The 21,934-nt window shown below is 47.6% G+C and carries 21 protein-coding genes and 2 pseudogenes; 22 read left to right on the top strand and 1 reads right to left on the bottom strand.

Annotation, left to right across the window (positions count from 1 at the left end):
• Positions 1–6: 6 nt before the first annotated feature.
• From AAHA39_RS01550 to AAHA39_RS01625, 17 genes and pseudogenes are all read left to right on the top strand, one after another.
• Positions 7–1,170, top strand: coding sequence for an SIS domain-containing protein (locus AAHA39_RS01550; protein WP_320656408.1), 1,164 nt, complete (start codon positions 7–9; stop codon positions 1,168–1,170).
• A gap of 132 nt (positions 1,171–1,302) precedes the next feature.
• Positions 1,303–1,743 carry a PTS galactosamine/N-acetylgalactosamine transporter subunit IIA gene (gene agaF / locus AAHA39_RS01555; protein ID WP_320656407.1) on the top strand — a complete coding sequence of 147 codons (441 nt, stop codon included), beginning with the start codon at positions 1,303–1,305 and terminating at the stop codon, positions 1,741–1,743.
• Positions 1,744–2,943, top strand: coding sequence for an N-acetylglucosamine-6-phosphate deacetylase (nagA, locus tag AAHA39_RS01560; RefSeq protein ID WP_320656406.1), 1,200 nt, complete (start codon positions 1,744–1,746; stop codon positions 2,941–2,943). It begins immediately after the preceding gene.
• On the top strand, positions 2,934–3,788 hold the full coding sequence (locus tag AAHA39_RS01565) for a tagatose bisphosphate family class II aldolase (protein ID WP_320656405.1): 855 nt from the start codon (positions 2,934–2,936) through the stop codon (positions 3,786–3,788). Before nagA ends, AAHA39_RS01565 begins: the two co-directional genes overlap by 10 nt.
• A 38-nt stretch (positions 3,789–3,826) precedes the next feature.
• Positions 3,827–4,297 carry a PTS N-acetylgalactosamine transporter subunit IIB gene (agaV, locus tag AAHA39_RS01570; protein WP_320656404.1) on the top strand — a complete coding sequence of 157 codons (471 nt, stop codon included), beginning with the start codon at positions 3,827–3,829 and terminating at the stop codon, positions 4,295–4,297.
• Between the two features lie 9 nt (positions 4,298–4,306).
• On the top strand, positions 4,307–5,095 hold the full coding sequence (agaW, locus tag AAHA39_RS01575) for a PTS N-acetylgalactosamine transporter subunit IIC (RefSeq protein WP_320656403.1): 789 nt from the start codon (positions 4,307–4,309) through the stop codon (positions 5,093–5,095).
• 1 nt (position 5,096) lies between these two features.
• Positions 5,097–5,936, top strand: coding sequence for a PTS system mannose/fructose/sorbose family transporter subunit IID (locus AAHA39_RS01580; protein WP_320656402.1), 840 nt, complete (start codon positions 5,097–5,099; stop codon positions 5,934–5,936).
• Between the two features lie 20 nt (positions 5,937–5,956).
• A complete protein-coding gene (locus tag AAHA39_RS01585) occupies positions 5,957–6,685 on the top strand; it encodes a sugar isomerase domain-containing protein (RefSeq protein ID WP_320656401.1) in 729 nt (242 codons plus the stop codon).
• A gap of 14 nt (positions 6,686–6,699) precedes the next feature.
• Entirely contained in the window at positions 6,700–7,431 is a 732-nt protein-coding gene (locus tag AAHA39_RS01590; protein WP_320656400.1) for an SIS domain-containing protein, read from the top strand.
• Positions 7,432–7,496: 65 nt separating this feature from the next.
• Entirely contained in the window at positions 7,497–9,329 is a 1,833-nt protein-coding gene (locus AAHA39_RS01595; RefSeq protein ID WP_320656399.1) for a hypothetical protein, read from the top strand.
• 143 nt (positions 9,330–9,472) lie between these two features.
• Positions 9,473–10,810: pseudogene (locus AAHA39_RS01600) on the top strand (IS4-like element ISAeme15 family transposase).
• 132 nt (positions 10,811–10,942) lie between these two features.
• Positions 10,943–11,035 (top strand): annotated as a pseudogene (locus AAHA39_RS01605) (IS5/IS1182 family transposase); the annotation flags it as partial.
• Positions 11,036–12,013: 978 nt separating this feature from the next.
• Positions 12,014–12,292 (top strand): LysE family transporter, encoded by a 279-nt coding sequence (locus AAHA39_RS20550; RefSeq protein ID WP_446699561.1) that lies wholly within the window; start codon positions 12,014–12,016, stop codon positions 12,290–12,292.
• Between the two features lie 617 nt (positions 12,293–12,909).
• Entirely contained in the window at positions 12,910–13,365 is a 456-nt protein-coding gene (locus AAHA39_RS01610; RefSeq protein ID WP_320657427.1) for a VOC family protein, read from the top strand.
• 75 nt (positions 13,366–13,440) lie between these two features.
• Entirely contained in the window at positions 13,441–13,938 is a 498-nt protein-coding gene (locus AAHA39_RS01615; RefSeq protein WP_342689988.1) for an Atu1372/SO_1960 family protein, read from the top strand.
• A gap of 110 nt (positions 13,939–14,048) precedes the next feature.
• On the top strand, positions 14,049–14,585 hold the full coding sequence (locus AAHA39_RS01620; RefSeq protein ID WP_320657417.1) for a YbhB/YbcL family Raf kinase inhibitor-like protein: 537 nt from the start codon (positions 14,049–14,051) through the stop codon (positions 14,583–14,585).
• Between the two features lie 41 nt (positions 14,586–14,626).
• Positions 14,627–15,421, top strand: a complete 795-nt coding sequence (locus tag AAHA39_RS01625; RefSeq protein WP_320657416.1) for a DoxX family membrane protein — start codon at positions 14,627–14,629, stop codon at positions 15,419–15,421.
• A 320-nt stretch (positions 15,422–15,741) separates the two neighbouring features.
• On the opposite strand, the gene AAHA39_RS01630 is transcribed toward AAHA39_RS01625, so the two are convergent.
• A complete protein-coding gene (locus tag AAHA39_RS01630; RefSeq protein WP_320657415.1) occupies positions 15,742–16,638 on the bottom strand; it encodes a LysR family transcriptional regulator in 897 nt (298 codons plus the stop codon).
• Positions 16,639–16,781: 143 nt separating this feature from the next.
• On the opposite strand from AAHA39_RS01630, the gene AAHA39_RS01635 reads away from it, so the two are divergent.
• From AAHA39_RS01635 to AAHA39_RS01655, 5 genes are all read left to right on the top strand, one after another.
• The gene (locus tag AAHA39_RS01635) at positions 16,782–17,456 is read left to right on the top strand and encodes an SDR family oxidoreductase (RefSeq protein ID WP_320657414.1); all 675 of its coding nucleotides are present in this window, start codon (positions 16,782–16,784) and stop codon (positions 17,454–17,456) included.
• A 17-nt stretch (positions 17,457–17,473) separates the two neighbouring features.
• Positions 17,474–18,586, top strand: coding sequence for an MFS transporter (locus AAHA39_RS01640; RefSeq protein ID WP_320657413.1), 1,113 nt, complete (start codon positions 17,474–17,476; stop codon positions 18,584–18,586).
• 113 nt (positions 18,587–18,699) lie between these two features.
• Complete coding sequence (locus AAHA39_RS01645) at positions 18,700–19,122, top strand: VOC family protein (protein WP_320657412.1); 423 nt, start codon at positions 18,700–18,702, stop codon at positions 19,120–19,122.
• Between the two features lie 128 nt (positions 19,123–19,250).
• The gene (locus AAHA39_RS01650) at positions 19,251–20,036 is read left to right on the top strand and encodes a glycine betaine ABC transporter substrate-binding protein (RefSeq protein ID WP_320657411.1); all 786 of its coding nucleotides are present in this window, start codon (positions 19,251–19,253) and stop codon (positions 20,034–20,036) included.
• 744 nt (positions 20,037–20,780) lie between these two features.
• Positions 20,781–21,878: a response regulator gene (locus AAHA39_RS01655; RefSeq protein ID WP_320657246.1), complete on the top strand. Its 1,098-nt coding sequence runs from the start codon at positions 20,781–20,783 to the stop codon at positions 21,876–21,878.
• Positions 21,879–21,934: the final 56 nt, after the last annotated feature.

Below are 21,934 nucleotides of genomic sequence, written 5' to 3' on the forward strand. Positions count from 1 at the left end.
GTAGACATGATTCTTGGTTATTCAGAAGAGATGCTGCGCACGGCCAACGGCCTGGCGACAGCCCGCGAAATTCAGCAACAACCGGCAACCTGGCGAGAGACCCTTGCCATGGTGGAGGAGTGCCGTCATACACTGGACCGCTTTCTCGCCCCCCTGCTCGCCCATGGCAATCTGCGGGTGATCCTGACAGGTGCTGGTACCTCCGCTTTTGCCGGACGAGCACTGGCGCCCTACCTTTCAGCCCACTTGAAAGCCAGGTTCGAGGCGATTGCCTCCACTGATATCGTCACCGATCCGGCCGAATATCTGGCCGAGGATTGCCCGACCCTGCTCATTTCCTTTGCCCGCTCCGGCAATAGCCCAGAGAGCGTGGCGGCGGTCGAACTGGCCAGCCAGTTGCTCGGCAACTGCCATCATCTGGTGCTCACCTGCAACGGTGAAGGGGCTCTCTATCGCCGCTGCCAACAAGATGCCCGCTCTCTGGCCCTGCTGATGCCGCCCCAGACCAATGATCGCAGCTTCGCCATGACCAGCAGCCTGACCAGCATGATGCTGAGCTGTCTTGCCGTCTTCCTGCCGACACAGTTCAACCGGCAGGCTTGCACGTCGCTGACTAGCGTCAGTGAAGCGATCCTTGAGCAGGTTGTTCAGCTGGTGCCGGCATGGAATGAGCCGTTGCCACAAAGGGTCATCTATCTTGGCAGCGGCAGCCTGCAAGGCGTTGCCCAGGAGTCAGCGCTCAAGCTGCTGGAGCTGACCGGTGGCCGACTGGTCGCCATGTTTGACTCTCCCACCGGTTTTCGCCATGGCCCGAAATCCGTCGTCAATGCACAGACTCTGATCGTCCAGCTCATATCCAACGACCCCTATACCCGTCAATACGATCTGGACCTGCTGCGCGAACTGCGGGCTGACGGCCAGGCCGCCCGGGTGGTCGCCATTGCTGATCAGCATGACCGTCGTATCGAGGAGGGTGAGCACATCTATCTACCCCACCCCCTGCAAGGTGATGACGCCCAGCTGGCCTTCTGTTACCTGCTCTATGCCCAGTTCTACGCCTTCCATACCTCGCTGGGACTGGGTATCAGCCCGGACAATCCCTGCCCGACAGGACAAGTCAACCGGGTCGTACAAGGGGTAAATATTTATCCATATAAAAGTCAGGAATGAGAATCAACGGGCAGAAATTGCCATAAAGATGAATAACTATGTGTATGAATATATTGCATATTTAAAATTGTAAACGTTTCCATTCTTTCATGGTCTGTTTGTTGTTAATCATTAGAAAAAGGAGTGAGTCACATGTTGGGCATCATCATCACGGGGCATGGAGGTTTTGCCAGTGGACTGGCAAAGGCAATGGAACAGATCCTCGGTGAGCAGCCATATGTGGCGGCAATTGATTTTCCTGAATCATCGACCACCAGCAAATTGGAGCATCAACTTGCAGAAGCCATTTCGGCAGTAGAGCAGGGGGATGGTGTGGTGTTTCTCACTGACTTGCTAGGGGGAACACCTTTCCGGGTGGCCTCTTTGTTATCAATGGACGCTCCCAAACGAGAAGTGATCACCGGAACCAATCTCCAGCTGTTGTTGGAGATGCTGCTGGAGCGTGATGGCCTGAGTGTCAGTGAATTTCGTGTTCAGGCCCTCGCCTGTGGTCACCGGGGCCTCACGTCGCTGGCGGATGAGATGAGCAAAGAGCGCCATGCTGATGCCGCTCTCGTCGAGGAGGGCATTTAAATGGCCTCACGGATCCGTGCCCGTCGCCTGCTGACCGAACAGGGTTGGCTGGAACATCAGGAGCTGACCCATGAAGGGGGCATCATCACCGCCATCGTCCCCATCATTGATGGCGATCCGGTGCGGGATGTCGAGTTGCTGGTGCCAGCGCTGATCGATGGTCATGTCCACGGCGGAGCTGGCGTCGATGTCATGGATAGCGATGGTAACGCATTGGCAACCTTGTCGATGGCCAAGGCAGCAGAAGGGGTCGGCGCATTTCTCGCCACCACGGTCACCGCACCGCTCCCCGAGATAGAACAAGCCCTTGCTCACATTGCCGATGGCGTTGCCCGCGGCATGCCGGGCGCCGAGCTGCTCGGCTGCTATCTGGAAGGACCCTACTTCACTCCGGACAACAAGGGTGCCCACGATCAAGCGCTGTTTCGGGAGCTGGATGTGTCCGAGTTGAACCATCTGCAACAGCTGGCTCGCGGCACCCTGAAAGTGGTGGCGCTGGCACCAGAAAAGCCCAATGCCATCACGGCTATTCGCCATCTCGCCGCAAACGGCGTGCGGGTGATGCTGGGCCACTCGGCGGCGGATCACGACACCACCATGGCGGCGCTGGCAGCGGGCGCTTCCGGGCTGGTGCACTGCTTCAACGGCATGCGGGGTATGCACCACCGCGAGCCCGGCATGGTGGGCGCGGGTCTGGTCCATCCCGATGCCTGGCTGGAGTTGATCGCTGATGGTCATCATGTCCACCCGAGCGTGCTCAAACTCTGCCACTGCTGCGCCGGTGAGCGCCTGCTCCTCATCACCGATGCGATGCGTGCCGCTGGCATGCCAGATGGTCACTACCTGCTGGGCAACTATCGGGTCGAGATGAAAGAGGGAGTGGTTCGCACCGAGGCTGGTGGCCTGGCTGGTAGCACCCTTACGTTGCTCGATGCCGTGCGCAACATGGTCAATCTGGCAGGCGTCCCGCTTACCGATGCCATCCGGATGGCATCACTGGCCCCGGCACAGATGCTCGGCATTGCCGATCGTCTCGGTTCGCTAGCAGTTGGCAAACAGGCCAACCTGCTCGCCCTCACCACTGAACTCAATCAACAACACATCTGGGTGGCTGGCCGGGAAATTGATCCCGTCCACTTCGCCCCCCTTTTCTCAGGATCTCGCGTCAATCAGGACGCTCAGGAGTCACTATGTATCTGATCTCTTCCCATGAAATGCTCAAAGATGCTCAGCGCCGCGGCTACGCCGTACCTGCTTTCAACATCCACAACCTGGAAACCGTGCAGGTTGTTGCCCGCACCGCCGCTCGCATGCGCTCTCCGGTGATTTTGGCTGGCACTCCGGGTACCTATCGCCATGCCGGGGTCGAATATCTGGTCTCCATCTGTCAGGCAGCTGCCCATGAGTACCGCATTCCGCTGGTGCTGCATCTGGATCACCACGAAGACGAGCAGGACATCCACAGCAAGGTCGAAGCGGGCATTCGCTCGGCCATGATCGATGCCTCGCACTTTACGTTTGAAGAGAACATTGAAAAGGTGCGCAGCGTGGTGACGTTCTGCCACCGCATGGGCGCCAGCGTCGAAGCCGAACTGGGCCAGCTGGGTGGTCAGGAAGATGACCTCATCGTTGATGCCGCAAATGCCAAATTTACCAACCCGTTGAAAGCAGCTGAGTTTGTCCGCCGCACCGGCATCGACTCACTGGCCGTTGCCATTGGCACCGCCCACGGCCTCTACAAGGAGGAGCCCCGCCTCGACTTCGCCCGCCTCGCCGCGATCCGCCAGCAGGTGGATATTCCGCTGGTGCTGCACGGCGCCTCCGGCGTACCGGAAGCCGATGTGCGCCGCTGCATCGAGCTCGGGATCTGCAAGGTCAACGTTGCGACCGAACTGAAGATAGCCTTCGCCGATGCGATGAAAGCCTTCCTTGGCTCTCATCCGGATGCCAGCGACCCGCGCCAGTATCTGGTGCCCGCCATGGCAGCAATGGAAGAGGTAGTCGAAGCAAAAATCCGCATGTGTATGAGCGATAACAAATTATAAAAGTCGATATTAGTAACGTGAAATAAAGGATTACCACTATGCCAAATATTGTTTATACCCGTATCGATGAACGAGGATTACATGGTCAAGTCGCTGTAGGTCATGGCCCTCATTCTGGATGTAACCTGATTCTTTTTGCCAATGACGCGGTTTCGCAAGATCCTGCACAGCAAGCTTTGGCAAAAATGTCGGCTGGTGAATTTGATACCCGTTTTTTCAGTTTGCAGAAAACGATTGATGTCATTCATAAAGCTGCGGACCATCAAAAAATATTCATCCTTGTTCGTACACCTCAGGATGCATTGATCCTTGTTAAAGGTGGTGTGCCGATTAAGAAAATAAATGTTGGAAATATGCATTACAAGGAAGGGAAAGAGCAGGTTCATGCAACGGTGTCGTTGGATGATAATGATAAAAGTACATTCAGAGAGTTGGTCGGTCTCGGGGTTTCTTGCACCATCCAACGTAACCCATCAGATACTCCAATAAATATTGAACAATACTTGTAAGGTGAAAACATGGATATTTTAACTGTATTCGCCATTGCCCTGTGGGTTGGCTTTGCCGGGCTTGATTATTATGGCTCAGGGTTGATGTTTGGTCGGCCTATTGTCACGGGGACGGTTGTTGGTCTGCTGATGGGGGATATTGAGTCAGGCCTGTTAATTGGTGCGACGTTAGAGCTGGCCTGGCTTGGTTTAATGCCATTGGCTGGTGCTCAGCCACCTAATGTCACTATCGGATCTGCAGTTGGTGTTGTTTTCGGGATCCAGTCTGGATTGTCCCCAAGTGCTGTAGTCGGTGTTGCAATACCTTTCGCGATATTGATGCAGCAGTTGACCGTCATTCAATTTACGGCTTTTGCTACCTTGATGGCCAGAGTCGATAAAATGGCGGATAAATGTGACATAAAAGGGATTGAACGAGTCAATTACCTTGGTATGGCCGCCTACTTTTTCACGTTCTTCATCTGTGCCTTTATCCCGACTTACTTTGGTGATGTCGTTGCAAAAACAATTGTTGAGCAGGTGCCGAAGGTTATCATCGAAGGGTTAAGTATTGCTGGTGCCATGATGCCTGCGTTGGGTTTTGCAATGCTTTTGAAGATGATGTTGAAAGAGAGAAAATATACTCCATTTTTCATCATCGGCTTTGTCTGTGCGACATTTTTGAAGTTGCCCGTTATCGCTGTTGCGCTTCTTGGTTTGTCTGTCGCAATTATTGATTATTTTAATCATGCCGAGCGCAAGAATAGCAAAAATAAAGTAACTCCGCTTGACAATGAACAAATGGATGAGGGCATTTAATATGTCACAGCACACTGAAAAAATGATGAACAATGAAGAGTATCTTGACCAGGACACTAACGCAGTTCTGGACCAGAAGATTATGAGGCAGTCTTGGCTGCGGATGCTGTGGGTTCAGGCTTCTTTTAACTATCAAAGGATGCAATCATCCGGATTCCTCTATGCGATGTTACCAGCATTGCAGCGAATTCATAAGAATAAGCATGACCTCTCATTGTCATTGAAGCTGCATAACGAATTTTTTAATACTGCACCTTGGCTGGTTACTTTTATGCAAGGGGTTATCCTTGCCATGGAAAAGGGCAAGCAACCAATAGAAACCATCCGCTCTTTCAAAGTGGCGGCGATGGGACCATTAGGCGGTATTGGTGATGCAATGTGTCAACTGACAATATTGCCTATCACTGCTTCTATTGCAGCAGCCTTGGCATTGGATAAAGTTTATATCGCGCCGCTTATTTTTCTGTTGCTCTTTAACCTGGTTAGATTTGCAATATACATCCCGTTGTTTAACTATGGTTACAAATTAGGGCTCAATGCGCTTGGTTCTTTGAAGCAGCAAAGTGATGCATTTAGTCGTGGTGCAACAATTCTTGGTCTGACAGTGGTAGGTGCACTCACGGCATCATTTGTCAGGGTTAAACTAGGTGCTGAAATTCATCTCGGTGACTCGGTATTGAATATCCAGGATGGGATTTTAGACAAAATCATGCCGAATATTTTGCCTCTTATTGTCGTCATTGGGTGCTACAAGCTGATCATGCGTGGGCTATCACCTGTAAAAATGATGCTTGGCATGATTGTTGGTTCAGTGTTACTGCATTATGTCGGAATACTTTAATAGATATATGAGAGGACAACATGATTAAGTATATAGATAACTGTAAAGCCATTATTGAGAAAGTGATGGCGAATGAAGGGACTAGCATTGAGAATGCTGCGAAACTGATGAGCAATGCAGTTCAGCATGATGGTGTTATTCATGTTTCTGGTGGTCACTGCCATATCTATGCGATGGAGACATTTTATCGCGCCGGTGGTTTGGTGCCGATCAACCCTCTGCTACCACATATTTATTCTACCGCGCCGCGAACTCAGGCTTATTCAGATCATATTTATGAAGTTGAAGGTGTTGGGACGACCATTTTTGAAGACCAGCGGGTGACTGTGCATGATTGTGTCATTTTGGCCTCGATTGCAGGGCGTACAATTCCGACGGTAGATATCGCTTTGGCGGCCAAAAAGCGTGGGCTTCCGGTGATCGCATTGCAATCGATGGAGTTCAGCAAACGGACAAAACCAAAACACTCTTCCGGTTTGTTTTTGAGTGATATCGCAGATATTACGATTGATCTCAACATCCCGTATGGTGATGCGGTCATCGAATTGGATGGACTATCCGAAAAATGTTGCCCGGTATCATCCATTATTGGTTTTTCAGTTATTCAAGCATTAGTGACACAGACGGTATGCAATTTGGCTGAGGCGGGGGTAACACCACCAGTTTGGGTTAGTTCAAATCTGGATCGTGGTGATGCGATCAATAAAAAGCATATTTTGTCTATGAAAGGCCGTGTGAGTTGCCTGTAATTGGAGATGGTTATATGTACAAAAAATATTTGACTGACTTGCTACAACATATTGATGCGGTAAAAGATCAGCAAGAGGTAATTGAACAATGTGCTGTAGCGATGGCCAATTCAATCATAAATGATGGAATGATCCATGTTACAGGTTGTGGCCATTCGCAAATGTTTGCCCATGAGATGTATTTCCGTGCTGGAGGTCTGGTACAAGTCAATGCTATTTTGCCACCTGTTCTGGCATTATCTCCCTATGCTCCGATGAGTACTTTTGCTGAGCGGCAACATGGGTTGGCGGCTATCGCGCTTGATGGTGAAAAAGAGTTGCGCCAAGGCGATATATTGATCGTGGTATCTACCTCTGGACGAAATCCGGTACCAGTGGAGTTTGCTATGGAAGGTAAAAAACGAGGCTTGACCGTCATTGGTTTGACTTCATTTGCATTTACTCGTTCAGTTACATCAAGGCACCAGAGCGGTAAAAGACTGGAAGATGTTTGTGATTATGTCCTGGATATGGGGGGCGTGCCCGGAGATGCAATTATCCCGGTTCCCAATCATGATTTTTCAACCGGCTCAATTTCTTCCGTCATTGGCTTTACTATCTTGAATAGCTTGGTATGTGAATGTGTCAAACATACTATCAAGCTGGATAAACAACCGCTGTTATGGCGCTCTGTGAATGCTGTACAAGCAGCTGAGGTCAATAAAGGAAATCTTGACAAGTATAAGAATCGAGTTACCTGCATGTAGTTTAATTGTGGTATTGCCTGCGTGTGGTGGGCAATATCATTTCTTCTAATGACATGGAGTTTAAGATGAAAATACGCTCACAACTTGTTGCTGGGGGGATAATTGGCTTAAGTTGTTTATCTATTCAGTATGCCAATGCCACCGTTACTGCTACACACACACCTCCGGTAGCGGTTCATTTAGTTAATGACTCTCCCGGTTTTTCATTCATTGATGAAACTGGGAAGTATTTCTATCATGACACCCTGTCACAATATAATAAATATAATCCAAATAATGCTGATCACGCTTGGCGTTTCTTCAGTGCAAAGAACTATCAAGAAGCCAGTGATAACATCAAAGACAAGTTGCACGATTACAACGAAGTTAAGAAAATTTATGACCAGGCAACAGTTCAAAATACCGTCCCATTGTGCACTAATACGCCATTGATGAAGCGTATACAACCCCAGGGGAGTGGTTATGATTATATAAACTATTGTGGATTAATGGATGTGTGGGTTGATCCTGATAGCGGAGATTGGTATGGCTTGCTGCATGATGAAATTTTTGGCCTGACCCCAAGATACGATGCAATTGAACTGGTTAAGTCCACGGATAAAGGGGTGAATTGGGCAGTAACTGATGTTATTCAAACTTCCCAGTATGGTATGAAAGACTCTCGAGATGAGGCGCTTGGTCAGACCTACAATTATGGTGGTGGTGACCCTCGGCTGTTTGTCGATTATGCATCAGGTTATTTCTACGTATTCTACACCAGTCGCGTAATGAACCTCTCTGGCTGGTCCGGGTTTAGCTCGTTCATGCAAGAGCATGTCATGAGAGCGCCAATATCAGGCAAGATGTCACCAGCCAGTTGGCGGAAGTTTCATAATGGACGATGGGAAGAGTTTAATACTGATGATTACTCTCTGGGTAATACCGGGCCTGCCAGTAATATTGTCTCAGTAGATGTGTCAGCCAATGGATATTTTTCACCCGAGTATGATCCAGAATCAATGAATGGCACTGCATCAGAATTGGTAGCTCAGGGGAAATTGGTTAACTCTCCCTTGCGGGTGGCCAATGTTGCATGGAATAGCTATTTGGGCAAATATATTGCCACACCGGAGCCTTCATCAGGAGTACAAAATGAAGGTAAGGCGCCTCTGGAATTTTATGTGACTGATAGCTTGTCAAGTCAGAAGTGGGCGACGCTATTAACACTCAATGATTATATGACTCGGTCCTGGTATCGCTTCACGATGGATCCGCAAGTACAAACATTGTCCAACTTCATTGTGGGTAAAACAACCAGAACGTATTGCTATATTGACTGCCAGAAATATGATGGTGAATATATTGATGTTACCTTCCAAAAAACTGACACAGATAATCAAGCGCTTATAGAGGAAAAACTGTTACGTAATCGTGATGGCGAGGTACTGACGGCCGATAGTCGATTCAATCTGACGGTGAAGCATGGACAGGCTGATGGCGATCTCTCTTGGGGACTCGTGAACCGGCAAGATGGTTACTACCATGTCGTGGCTTATCCGGCAGGACATGTGGATCAGAAAAGATACTTGGGCATTACTGAGTCGGGTGATGTCAATGACTCAAGGCGTTGGGGGGCAGAAGTCGGGCTGGTTGCAGACCCTTGCCAAGGGGTTGAGACCTCGGATACCTGTTTGAACTCACAGTGGGTCAAAGTATCGACAGTGCAAAGCCGTAATGACGGCAGTGAGCAACGAGATGGTAGCTATCGTCTGGTAAACAGGTTCAGTGGGTTGACGTTGAGTTTTGATTCAACTAAGGCGCTGAATCAACAAGTCACGGTATCTCCCTTCCGCTCCTGGGATTGTACCGATTCGACATGCAAGGATAGAACCAAGGTGACATCGCAGATTTTGCAATAATTCAGTATCTGCCTGAACATATCTTTTTATTTTACAATTTAAAGAGCCACCCAAGGAGTGCAATGCTGATCAGTTAAGGATCCATTGACCGATCCTTCTGCTGTAGGACAATCCGGAACCAGTCATTGGTTCCGGATTTTTTTATGTCTATTGCAAACGACTTGAACGATGTTGTTGAGGCATCTGGCGACATGCTGGCTCGGCTGGCCATTTTTGCCGACCATATTCCCGACGAATGGATTACTGCCGCTGCCGACTTGTCTGAAAAGGCCACTATTCGCCGCCGCCGCTTACCTTCTGATATGGTCTTGTGGCTCGTCGTGGGCATGGCCTTTTTTCGCAATGAGCCCATCTCCGAGGTCGCTCGGCGCCTCAATATCTGTGCAGAAGGGTTGGCCAATGATGCCTAGCTCGCGGACAGTGCCCTGTCTCAAGCCCGTCAGCGACTCGGCAAACAGCCGCTCGAGTGGCTGTTCAAGCAGTGTGCCGATGTGTGGGGGCGGGAACGTTATCCTGAAGACCATTGGCACGGTTTACAGGTCTTTGCCATCGATGGGGCCCTGTTCCGAACCCAGGATATGCCTGAACTCAGAGCACATTTCGGCTCGGGTAACACCTCAACCAATCGGCAGACACCCTATCCGATGCTGCGGTTGGTCACGCTCATGAATGTCCGCTCGCATGTCATTGCCAACGCGGCCATCAGCCCGTACCGCAAAGGGGAAATCCCCCTGGCCAGCGAGTTCATTCACTCATTGCCGGACAAATCGGTGACTCTGCTGGATAAAGGCTTCTTCGGTGCCGACCTGTTGCTGCGTATTCAGGCCGAAGACACCGACCGTCACTGGCTCATCCCGGAACGCAAGGGGCTGGTATACACGGAACTGGAGCGCTATGGCGACGGTGACCGTCTGTTGCAAATGACGGTCTCGCCTCAGGCTCGCAAGAAAAACCCCGAGTTACCGACGCACTGGCAAGTTCGTGCAGTGACCTATGAGGTGGCCGGCAAGGAGAAAACGGTCTTTACCTCCCTGCCCGTGGCGCGATTCAGCGCAGCTCAGGTGGCGACCCTGTACCACGAGCGCTGGGAAATCGAGCTGGGATACCGGGATATCAAAAGTGCGATGCAGCACAACGCCATCACGCTGAGAAGCAAGAAAGTGGACCTGGTCTATCAGGAGCTGTGGGGTTTGCTGCTTGGATACAATCTGGTCAGGCGGGAGGCGAGCCAGGCCGCCGTAGCTCATCAGCGAGCGCCCAATGAGGTGAGCTTCAAGTTTGCCTGTCAGTTCATCGCGAACCAGATGGCAGTGATGGCGGGCGCGTTATCGCCAGCCCATCCCCCCCGGAGGTTGGCGGAGTTACGGGGCTGCATAGGCGTCATGTTCATAGAAAAACGCCCCAGGCCATCGAGACCCAGGGCGGTGAAGATATCAAAGACCCGTTTTCCGGTAAATCGCAATGCGGCTCCGCTTAAGTGAACAGCATTGACCCAAGGAGTGGCTCTTCTACATTAGTTCCTTAATGCGTTGTTGCCTATAATGATGCAACTTGAATGGAACTAACTGCGAACTTGGTGAGCTGATCACCACCATCCTCTTCAAGTCAGCATCATGGGCATATCGCTTCACCCCATCACCAACAGGTCTAAATACAACAAGCCTCCGATTTATCGTGGCTCTCTCATCTTATGGGTTGATGCCGAGGTCTGAAAGCCTAACATCAGAAAAATGGACTACTTTTCATATTGCTATGACATAGCCGCCATCTGCCATCAATGCTGGACGATACAAGGAGTCTTAATAACTATAGTACGGCTAAGGTGTAGCCCTATTCGGACCAGTTATTTGAATAAGCCAGCCAAAGCTCAGCATCGGCAGAACCAGCTGTGGCAGCCTGTCCCGTTGATAGGAGTGGCGGCATGTTTGGCTTGCTGTAGCTGGCTATCCATTTGAGTTTTCAGTGTGTCTAGGCAGCAGCCTTGTACTCGGATGAGCGGTATTTATTTTTTATAAAAATTTTTTATTACACTTTGACCTACTTTGCATTGATCATGTCTACGTGTTGGGCGTTGGGCCGCCATGGCCATGGTTGCTTCAACTTCAACTTCAACAACCAAACCTATTCTCTTATTAAGTTATCACAGGTTATTACAGAATGCCTTCAATCAGAGATTCAGAAAATATATATAGTGATTTAGATAGGCGTTTACGTGAAGCAATCGATAATTGGGATCCACAACGCCCTAGGCGCTGGATGGTTAAATATGGTGGTTGGCGGATCGGAAAACGCTCTATCCTCACACTGCGATATTGTGAGCTTCGAGATACAGCACAAGCTTTATTGATGCGCTATTAACGAGTTATCATGATATCCCCGATGCTTATTCATGAAGGGAAGCTCAATTGTCTTACTTTCGTTTATAGATGAATGCGTTAGCGTATCTGTTGTTTATTGGAAGTAAGAATCTTATCGATCTTGCCGCCCTCGGTTATGCCTAAATAATATTTGATGTTGCTAATATTACTAGTGATGGTGAAATATGACGCTTGCAACTTTGTTTACATTTACCTTGGCTACATTATCCCAGACATTATCAATTGGTCCTGGTGTTACACTAATAATTCTAATATATATTAACAAAAATGCATTTGATGCTATGAAATCTAGTATTTTCAATACGGCTGGGAGAGCTCTGCGTTATTGTTTTAACATTAATAGCAATATCTCAAACAGCAAACATTCAACACTATTTAGAGTATTTTAAACTCTTTGGTGGTTTATTCCTTTCTTGTATGGGAGCAGCAGAGTTATTAAGGGTGACAAAAAAAGACAAACAAAAACATCAAACAAAAACCACATTTCACCCTTTTTTAATTCCAGTGCTAAACCCCAAGGCTCTATTGTTTTTCGCCAGTTTCATCCCTTCATTTATTAACTCGCCAGATAGCTTCGATATGTAGTTTATTATTCTGGGGGGTATTTTTTTATTTGTGTCATTCATGTCTGATATTTTTTTTATTATGTTAATATCACATGTGCGTCATTTCCTTTCTGAAAGAATAGTTTTTTATTAAACGCTGTAAGCTCTCTGTTTATCTTAATTACTGGAGTTTATTTCATTACCACGTGCTTGTTATCTTTTTATCCTTGAACAAGTAATTATCATGTAAGGTAAGGCCGGGGCTCGGCTAGCCGGTAAGGTGATAACTAAATTCTGTGTGCATCAACTCAGTTCTTTTTTTTTGGGGGGGGGGGTTGACAACTAATGCAAGCATACAAACTAGACTGAATCATCCTTCAGCCGGTGGCCTACTATTCGGATCCGCTATTTAGGAGGATTTACTTTGGCTAAGTGTAAACATTTACTGGTAATTTAAATACAGTAATTGAGAATGTTGTAAAACTTATAGACTATTGCTGTTGGAACAATAGAGATATGCAAATTCATCAATATACAAGTGTGTGGTAATGGCGTTATGGTTTGACAGATCCAAGTCATAAAATGGATCCGTGGTACTATATGCTATATTATATCTTTATGTAGATTTATTTCTACATTCATATTTCAGGAGGAAGTATGAATATACAAGGGCTAAACCACTTTACAATTCGCACCACACTCGTTAATGAAACTGCAGATTTTTACGCCAAAGTGATAGGGATGGAAGTTGGTCCACGCCCAGCATTTTTGTTCCCTGGTGTATGGATGTATGCAGGGGGAAAACCTATCCTACATATCGTGTCTTTTATTGAGCCTAATCAACATATGGATGCCTACTTAGGCCAAAAAAAATTTGCAGAAGGTTCTGGTTGTGTCGACCATATATCTCTTCAAGGTACTAATTTATCAGAAATGCAAGATCACCTAATTGCTATCGGTGAGTCATTTCGTGAAAGAATTATTCCTGAAATATTTGAACATCAACTGTTCCTTGAAGACCCTAATGGGGTAACTATTGAGCTGATTTTTCCATTCTCTCCTGAAGATAGAGTGATGGGGGTGTCCATGCCAGAGATGATGTTTATCTCATGATAAAAAATTAATTTAAGTAATGAGGAATACATTGTTTATTCTACAAATTTATATAACCCACGGCAGGGTATAAATATGGATATTGTCATTACACCAGAAGGCCGTATTAAAGAGTTAGGGGTGAAATTACCAATGACGGCTCCAGCATTGGGTCATTATGAACCATGGTGTATTGTTGGAAATACGTTTATGACATCAGGGCAATTCCCATGGATAGATGGAGACCTGAAATATAGAGGTCGATTAGGCAAGGATATTAACTTAGAGCAAGGTTATGATGCCTGCCGTCTTGCTGCATTAAACGCTATATCTCAACTTAAATCAGCTGTCGATGACCTCTCTAAGGTTTCTCGAGTATTTAGAATAGAGGGGGTGCTCAATGTAGCTGAAGGTGTTGATTTTCATCCTAAAGCGTTAGATGGGGCATCTGATATAATTAATTCTATTTTCTCTGAGCGCGGTCGGCACACAAGGATGATTTGGACGAATCCAGTTATGCCAATGAACAGCGTCTGTATTGTTTATATTTTTGCTGAAATATGTAAAGAACCTTCATTTTGTAAACAACAATGAGATCACCTATTTAAAGTGATAATCATACGCAGATTAAATGATTTTCATGTGAACTTTTGAAATTGCCATCTTGGCTCTAAAACTACGTTTTTATAAAAGTGAGGAAATATATGAATTTTAAATCAAAGAGCGTTTTGTTTTTATATATTCCTTTAATCAGTGTCGGGGTTTCGGCTGCAGATTTTAATCTGTCTAGCCAAGATGTTAAGGATGGGGAAAACATACAGGTTAAGTTTCTTGCAAATGATTTTGGTTGTACAGGTGATAACTTGCAACCAACCCTTTCATGGAGCAATCCGCCAGATGGAACCAAAAGCTATGCCATAACATTTTATGATAAGGATGCAGATACTGGTAGTGGTTTCTGGCACTGGATTGCTATCAATATCCCACAAAATGTAAACACGCTAGTTGGATCTAACTCTCCTTCTGGTATGGTTGTGAAAGCAAATGATACGGGTAAGAAACAGTATTTAGGGCCTTGTCCTCCAGTCGGTGAAGTGCATACCTATAGCTATACAGTACATGCGTTGGATACAGATAAGCTGGAAGCTCCCGCTGATACGACAGCCCCGCTAACTGGATATTTCATTAATAAGCACACAATTTCAAAGGCTTCTCTTAATCTACGTGTGTCTCGTAGTTAGTAACTGTTTTATATAGATAAGGAAAATAATAAGGATAACTTATGAAAGACAAGATGTATTGGCTAGTGGTCTTGACAGGTATGATATCATTTGTATCTGTTTTGACTTGCATAAATCAGTTTGATGGTGCTTGGTCAACAATCTGCATGTTGTTATTCTCAATGTTGATTCCTCTGTCCGCACTGTTCTTTCGTCGAAATAATGTTGTTTGGTTTCTATTTGCCACTTTTTTTACAACTATTGTGGTCAGAAACGCAGATCAACATGACTGGTCACAGGTTGGTTGGTGGACGGCACTAACATATTTACCATTGTTGCTACAGCTAATTTTTATCTTGCATGAAGGGTATCAAAAAAATGGCTCGCAGTCGATGGTGCTCTCTTTTATTCGCATGTTCATCGGTTTTAACTGGCTGACTCACTGTACGGAAAAATTGTTTGTTTCTAATCATGATGCTGGATTGGTAGGTTTTTTTCAAACAGTGGTTGGGCCCAATACTTTTGGTACCATATTGAGTGAGCAGCTTGCTATTAATATGATTGTTTTGGGGGGAGTTGTGGAGCTGACTGCCGCGATTTCTCTAGGACTCGGTGTGCTATCCCGATTTGGCGCCTTAGCGGCTGCTCTCTATCTGATTGCGGCTGAAGTAATGAGTGGACATTTTGGCGTGGGGTACACTTGGATGCTGCCCGGCGGGGGATGGGAAGTGCCGTTTTACTTCTTTATGGTGACAATACCCTTCATGCTGCCTCATAGTGGTGGTGCTCTCTCATTGGATAAAGAATGGCAGTTGTCACGTCGACTGGACATCATCGGTAAAGCCACTGGATTTTAAGACCGGAGTGATTGTTTTTCGATATGGAGCATTATTTAAGGTATTTACTACGGTACGGTTAGTTGAATTAATGCTCGTGTAGTATTCATGCCTCATTACCATGGCCAGAGCACTGTTAGCCTGGCCATTTCCTGCGGAATAAACATTCAAAACTTATTCTTTTATTGCCTGTATACTGTTATTTACTTCACCCAAAAGATCAAATTATCTTGCATGTTAAGCCTTGCTGAAACGCTTTTTCAGTATTAGCCGACAGTCTCAACCTGAAATAAAAGTGGATAGTGTTCCCTTTATTTAATTAAACGTGCTTAATTGAACGATCATGATTGAGAGTCTTCATCACCTAATCGAGTAGCTATAGTATTCATTAATGCTCTAACTCTACGTGGCTGGTTTCGGCTTAATGGATAGACCAACTGTAAACGTGAAGGAATGGCTGAGAAGGAGGCCAATACTTCTACTAATGTCCCTCTAGCTAAATCATCCTGTACATCCCACCGAGATTTGAAACAGAGCCCCAGTCCCTGCAGGCACCATTGACGTACCAGCAAGCCATTGTTAGTTATTCTTGGTCCGGCCACGAGCACTCGATAGGGGGTTCCATCAACGGTAAACTCCCAGCTACGAGCTGGGTTTTCCCCAAAGCGCATCACCAAGCAGTCGTGCTGCAGCAACTCTTCAGGATGACGGGGGACTCCCCGTCGCCGTAAGTAGTCCGGAGAGGCACACACTATCCTAGGATTTTGTCCAAGAGAGATAGTTCGAAGAGAACTGTCAGCAAGAGTTCCGTAGCGAAGTGCGAAGTCGAGTCCTTGGGTCACCAGATCAACATAACCATCGGTCAGATTGAGATCAATGGTGATGCCAGGGTGCATATCAATGAACTGATCCAGCAAAGGGACCAGCCTGGTTGTCCCCAGATCTACCGGTGCACTGAGGCGAATTGGGCCAGTGATCTCTTGACTGCCAAACTGAATGCGACGTTGTAGATCGTCAGCATCAGCCAGTAAGCGGCGCCCTTCCTCTACCAGCAAACGTCCCTCCTCGGTGAGGCTGATGGAACGCGTTGTGCGCGTCAGCAGGGCTACCCCATAGTGACGTTCCATTGCTGCGAGGCGTTCGGACACGGTAGCAGGGGAGAGTCCCAGCTCGCGTCCTGCGGCGGAGAGTCCCCCTTTCTCAACGATGGTCAGGAAAAGTGCCAGATTATCTAACATGACTGTTTGCCATTCTCGAAATATGAATTCAATTTTAGCGAGATTATCAGAAATACCTGTCGAATATATCCTCTATTTATCTCATGCCAACCTGTGATGACCCTCATCCGGATTGGCTATCTGCACATTTTAGAGAGGAATCGATGATGTCATTTACTGCACAAACGCTTTCCGTGGTGATCGGTGGTCATAGTGGCATTGGTGAGGCGGTCGCCGCCGCCCTGAGTAACAGACCTGGCCGAGTGATCGCAGCCAGTCGCCGCGATGGGGTCGATGTGACCGACCCTGCCACGCTGGAGGCATTCTTCCTGCGCCATGGCCCGCTGGATCATCTGGTGATCACCGCAGGATCTCAGGCACCGGGGGGCCATTTTTTGGCCCTCGACGCCGCGGCCGCCAAGTCGGCTTTCGACACCAAATTCTGGGGCACCCTTGCCATCATCAAGGCAGCCGCTCCGCACTTGAAGCCCAATGGGAGCATTACGCTGACCTCCGGCTTTCTGGCCCGCAAAACGGTGCCCGGCACGCTGGTCAAAACCGCCATGAACGCTGCGTTGGAGGCCAGTGCAAAAATCCTGGCGCGCGAACTGGCTCCCCTGCGGATCAATGTCGTCAGCCCGGGCCTGACCGATACCAGCGCCTATCAGCTGATGTCCCCCGAGGCACGCCAAGCAATGCTTGAGCGGGCCGCCACAACGCTGCCTGCCGGTCGCTACGGTCGTGCGCAGGACATCGCCGCAGGCTACCTGCTGGCTATCGACAACTCCTTTATGACCGGCGCCACCATCGATATCGATGGTGGCTCCCTCATCAATTGAACATCAGGGGAACCAAGATGAACCACTCCAACCGATTACCGGGCCAGATCTGGATCCTGACGCTCTCGGCCTTTGCGATTGGCACCGCCGAATTCGTAATAGCAGGCATCCTGCCACAAGTGGCCGAAAGCCTCGGAGTCAGCGCAGGTGGCGCAGGCAACCTGATTACCATCTATGCGCTGGCCATTGTCATTGGTGGTCCCATCCTGACCCTCTGGCTGGCACGCTTCGACAAAAAAAGGGTGTTAATGGGCCTGATGGGGCTGTTTATCATCGCCAATCTGCTCTCGGCCTTTAGCGACGACTACCTGATCCTGGCCATCAGCCGGGTGCTGGCTGGTCTCACGCAGGGGCCGTTCTATGGCATCGGTGCTGTGGTCGCCACTCGGATGGTGCAAGACAAGATGGCTGGGCGGGCGGTTGGTCAGATGTTCGCTGGCCTCACCATTGCCAACGTGCTTGGCGTTCCCGCTGGCGCCTGGATTGGCAACAGTTTCGACTGGCATACCACTTTTCTGGCCGTCGCAGCTCTGGGAATTGTCGCATTGATCGCCATCACCGTTGCCATCGAGCGCCAGCCAAAGGAGATCCCCACCTCCATCACCAGTCAACTCTCTGCATTTCGCAACTGGAACTTGCTCGCCAGCCTGCTCTTCACCGTGCTTGGCTGGGCCGGTTTTATGACACTCTACGGCTACATCGCCCCCTTGGCAGAAGATGTCGCCGGATTCGACCGCTCAGCGATCACCGGCGTGCTGGTTGTAGTGGGTCTGGGTCTGGTGCTTGGCAACAATATCGGTGGTCACAGTGCCGACCGCAATCTGAAACGCTCTCTGCTGCTATGGCCACTGTTGACAATTCTGACGCTGCTGTTGCTCGGTGCGGTAGAACACTACTCCTGGTTGTTCCTGATTGCGGCCTTTCTGTTTGGGGTTGCCACCTTTGCGAACCTGCCAGCCATGCAGATGAGGGTCATGAAATATGGCAAGCAAGCACCTGAGCTGGCCGCGACAGCCAATATCTCGGCATTCAACATCGCCAATGCGCTGGGGGGATCATCGGCGGTACTGTGGTCGACAGTCACTTCGGTCCTGCTTCCTTACCCTTCTTTGCCGCCCTCGTACCGCTGATGGGATTGCTGTTTATCCTGAGCCAGGAGCGCAGTAGCCGCCGTGCCGCGCTGGCTTGCTGACCATTTTTCGCCATGACCATCGCCCTCCAGAGGGGGCTAACAGGAGCCAAGATGACTGTACGAGCCATCGACCATCTCACGCTGCGCACCCGCGCGCTGGAACAAACCGTCGCCTTCTATCGGGATGTTGTGGGCTTGCAGGAGGGGAGCCGCCCACCCTTTCCTTTCGCTGGACGCTGGCTCTATGCCGATGGTCGACCACTGCTGCATTTGGTGACCAGCGGCACCGATGAGGGATTGGCAAACTACCTTGGTTTGCGGGGCGAGGAACAGGGTAGCGGCTGCATCGACCATATCTCCTTGCGTGCAGAAGGTGCTGATGAGGTACAGGCCCGCCTGTTGCGCCTTGACATCCCTTTTGTTAGCCGCCAAATCCCGGAGCGGGGCGAACTGCAACTGTTTTTGCAAGACAACAACGGCGTCATGGTTGAGCTGCTGTTTCTGGATGAAGTATCCCAAGAGGACGGGAGATGACCAACTGACGTGATTTCATCAAAGGGGGGGCCGCCATCGCTATGCTGGCGGCAGCGAGCATGTCACTCAACGCTCGGGCATTGACACTCCCGAACACTATTCAACAATTGTACAAAGGAGACGGCCCCATGATCAGGCTAGGTATCACAGATCTATCGTTTCATCGCATGACCGGAGCGTTGGTTGCCGCTACGCTCGAGCAACTAGGTTATCAGGTTACTCGCAGCTATGCGTCTCATGAGGCCAACTTTGCTAGGCTGGCCAGCGGAGAGATCGACATGTTGGCATCAGCATGGTTGCCCTCCAGCCACGGCATCTACAAGGCGCGTGTCGAACAACAGGTCGAAACCCTCGAGTTGGGGCTGCACTATCAGCCCTACGCCCTTTGGGGAGTACCGGACTATGTGTCCGCCGGGCAGGTCACCGAGGTAGCAGATCTGCTGCGCCCTGAAGTTCGCCAGCGTATGACACCATTGATCCAGGGCATTGGTCCGGGGGCGGGTATCAGCCGTTTCTCTCGCCAGATCATGGCGGAATATGGCCTTGAAGCTGCTGGTTACCGCTTTTTGAACGGTTCGCAAGAGGAGTGCTTAGCCGCATATGAACAGGCCGTTGCCGAAGAGCGTTGGGTTGTCGTGCCCCTGTGGCGCCCCCAGTTCCTCCACGCAACCTACCGGATCCGTGAATTGAAGGAGCCTAAAGGGTTACTCGGTGGGGTAGATCGGGCAGTGTTATTGGTTCGCTGCGATCGACTTTATCTGCTAGCCAGCGAAGATATCAGCCATCTTGATCGCTTAAGGTTTGATAACGCTATTATTGAGCAGCTTGATCATAGTGTAAGTCGTCTAGGAGTATCACTTGAGTTGAGTGCCAAAAGATGGATTGAGCAAATGGATTTGCTCCGGATTTTGTAGCCATTCAGAGTTTGTAAAGTTGATACTCAGAAAAAGCCTGTCAATGCCCACCTATTATTCGACAAACCACACCTTGCCGGTTGTCGTGCGGGGCTGTTTCGTGAAGGAGGATGATTTATTATTTTTTATAATTTCCTACTGAGCGTTAACTGCTGTAAAACGCAATAATACCTTTTCATTAACGTGTTAAAAATTGACAAATCTGTTGATTTGCAACTCTATTTTCTATGATAAGTAGTTCTGTTTTTTTTGGTGGGGGCTTTTACTAAAGGCTTTTAATTAATATGAATTATTTAGTTAGACGGTTTAAAAGGGGCGGTCGGCGCTAGTAGGAATATTAAATTCTGTGGTCGTTATGATACTCTTGGAATTAAAATTATGGTTGAGCATTATTAATGATGTGCGTATTAGATTTGAAAGGTGGAGAGATTAATAAAATGGTTAAAGTGATATTGTGATTACGCAGGTCGTGCTAAGAGCTTATGCTTTCATTTTGTGTGTGAATATTACGTTGTGTTTAGTGTTGTATTTTATTGTGAATTCTTGATATGTAATACTGTTGTAATGTGTCTTTCTGTTTTTTAAGTTTTTTAAAGCTAATGTGTACCATGTAACCTAAATCTTGGCTTTTATTTAATAATCGTAGATAAACAAACGTCCTAAATTTGTTGTGCTATACTTAGAACAACTTTAAGAAAGGAAGTTTTTTCATTCTGTTTTTATATTTGAATTTGGGGTGGTGTGATGGGGTTTATTGATTTTTTCGATAAAAAGCTAAAATTGTTAGTTGTTGATGATGACAGTGCTAGTTTAAATTTACTGACTGCCCTATTGAATCCCCGTTATCATGTAATGGTGGCTAATAATGGCTATAAGGCTGTTTCAATAGTTTTAAATGAGTTCCCTGATTTAATATTGCTAGATATAGAAATGCCAGATATAAATGGTTATGAGGTATGTCGACAAATAAAGTCAAATTTAAATGCTAGGCATATACCGATAATTTTTCTTACTGCTAAAAATGATATTTTAGACGAAAAGTTTGGTTTATCTCTTGGTGCGGTAGATTATATTGTCAAACCGATTAGTCCACCAATATTATTAGCAAGGATTGAAACGCATCTTCAGTTAAAATTAGCGTATGACTTTTTACGTGAAGAAAACAAAATTTTGGAGTTGGAGGTTAAAAAACGGAGTAAAGATATAATTGCTCTTCAAGAAGTTATAATCTTAGCTATGGCTACTTTAGCAGAGACTAGGGATCCAGAAACAGGTAATCACATTAAGCGTACTCAACATTATATAAATGCTTTGGCTACGTACATGCAGAGTCATTCAAACTACTCATCTGAACTCAATGAACAATATATTGACTTATTGTTTAAGTCAGCCCCGTTGCATGATATTGGGAAAGTAGGTATACCAGATCATATATTGTTAAAACCAAGCAAGTTGACTTCTGATGAATTTGAGGTAATGAAAACCCATACAATAATTGGTTATAAAGCAATCACTTATGCAGAGGCTAACTTAGGCATTTCAGAAAGTTTTCTTTCTATAGCAAAAGATATTTCATTGTATCACCATGAAAAATGGGATGGCTCAGGTTATCCATTTGGATTAAGCGGTGTTAAAATACCACTCTCGGCTCGAATGATGGCAGTGTGTGATGTTTATGATGCATTAGTTAATCGTCGGGTTTATAAGAGTGAAATGTCTCACGAATCAGCGGTCCAGTTAATTTTTGACGGAAGGGAAGGGCATTTCGATCCTGATGTTATCGATGCGTTCATTACTATATCACCACAATTTAAAGACATAGCAGAACGTTTTTCTGATTAATTGTTGGTGGGGTGATTATGCGGCCATCTTTAATGGTGACATTGTTAATAACTCTG

This window comes from Aeromonas sp. SE22 (genome assembly GCF_038739755.1).
Taxonomy (GTDB): Bacteria; Pseudomonadota; Gammaproteobacteria; order Enterobacterales; family Aeromonadaceae; genus Aeromonas; species Aeromonas jandaei.

What these genes read in the sequence shown, in the direction of transcription:
- AAHA39_RS01550 (WP_320656408.1), top strand. Translation starts at nt 7, where the DNA reads ATGATTCTTGGTTATTCAGAAGAGATGCTGCGCACGGCCAACGGCCTG.
- agaF (WP_320656407.1), top strand. Translation starts at nt 1,303, where the DNA reads ATGTTGGGCATCATCATCACGGGGCATGGAGGTTTTGCCAGTGGACTG.
- nagA (WP_320656406.1), top strand. Translation starts at nt 1,744, where the DNA reads ATGGCCTCACGGATCCGTGCCCGTCGCCTGCTGACCGAACAGGGTTGG.
- AAHA39_RS01565 (WP_320656405.1), top strand. Translation starts at nt 2,934, where the DNA reads ATGTATCTGATCTCTTCCCATGAAATGCTCAAAGATGCTCAGCGCCGC.
- agaV (WP_320656404.1), top strand. Translation starts at nt 3,827, where the DNA reads ATGCCAAATATTGTTTATACCCGTATCGATGAACGAGGATTACATGGT.
- agaW (WP_320656403.1), top strand. Translation starts at nt 4,307, where the DNA reads ATGGATATTTTAACTGTATTCGCCATTGCCCTGTGGGTTGGCTTTGCC.
- AAHA39_RS01580 (WP_320656402.1), top strand. Translation starts at nt 5,097, where the DNA reads ATGTCACAGCACACTGAAAAAATGATGAACAATGAAGAGTATCTTGAC.
- AAHA39_RS01585 (WP_320656401.1), top strand. Translation starts at nt 5,957, where the DNA reads ATGATTAAGTATATAGATAACTGTAAAGCCATTATTGAGAAAGTGATG.
- AAHA39_RS01590 (WP_320656400.1), top strand. Translation starts at nt 6,700, where the DNA reads ATGTACAAAAAATATTTGACTGACTTGCTACAACATATTGATGCGGTA.
- AAHA39_RS01595 (WP_320656399.1), top strand. Translation starts at nt 7,497, where the DNA reads ATGAAAATACGCTCACAACTTGTTGCTGGGGGGATAATTGGCTTAAGT.
- AAHA39_RS01610 (WP_320657427.1), top strand. Translation starts at nt 12,910, where the DNA reads ATGAATATACAAGGGCTAAACCACTTTACAATTCGCACCACACTCGTT.
- AAHA39_RS01615 (WP_342689988.1), top strand. Translation starts at nt 13,441, where the DNA reads ATGGATATTGTCATTACACCAGAAGGCCGTATTAAAGAGTTAGGGGTG.
- AAHA39_RS01620 (WP_320657417.1), top strand. Translation starts at nt 14,049, where the DNA reads ATGAATTTTAAATCAAAGAGCGTTTTGTTTTTATATATTCCTTTAATC.
- AAHA39_RS01625 (WP_320657416.1), top strand. Translation starts at nt 14,627, where the DNA reads ATGAAAGACAAGATGTATTGGCTAGTGGTCTTGACAGGTATGATATCA.
- AAHA39_RS01630 (WP_320657415.1), bottom strand. Translation starts at nt 16,638, where the DNA reads ATGTTAGATAATCTGGCACTTTTCCTGACCATCGTTGAGAAAGGGGGA.
- AAHA39_RS01635 (WP_320657414.1), top strand. Translation starts at nt 16,782, where the DNA reads ATGATGTCATTTACTGCACAAACGCTTTCCGTGGTGATCGGTGGTCAT.
- AAHA39_RS01640 (WP_320657413.1), top strand. Translation starts at nt 17,474, where the DNA reads ATGAACCACTCCAACCGATTACCGGGCCAGATCTGGATCCTGACGCTC.
- AAHA39_RS01645 (WP_320657412.1), top strand. Translation starts at nt 18,700, where the DNA reads ATGACTGTACGAGCCATCGACCATCTCACGCTGCGCACCCGCGCGCTG.
- AAHA39_RS01650 (WP_320657411.1), top strand. Translation starts at nt 19,251, where the DNA reads ATGATCAGGCTAGGTATCACAGATCTATCGTTTCATCGCATGACCGGA.
- AAHA39_RS01655 (WP_320657246.1), top strand. Translation starts at nt 20,781, where the DNA reads ATGGGGTTTATTGATTTTTTCGATAAAAAGCTAAAATTGTTAGTTGTT.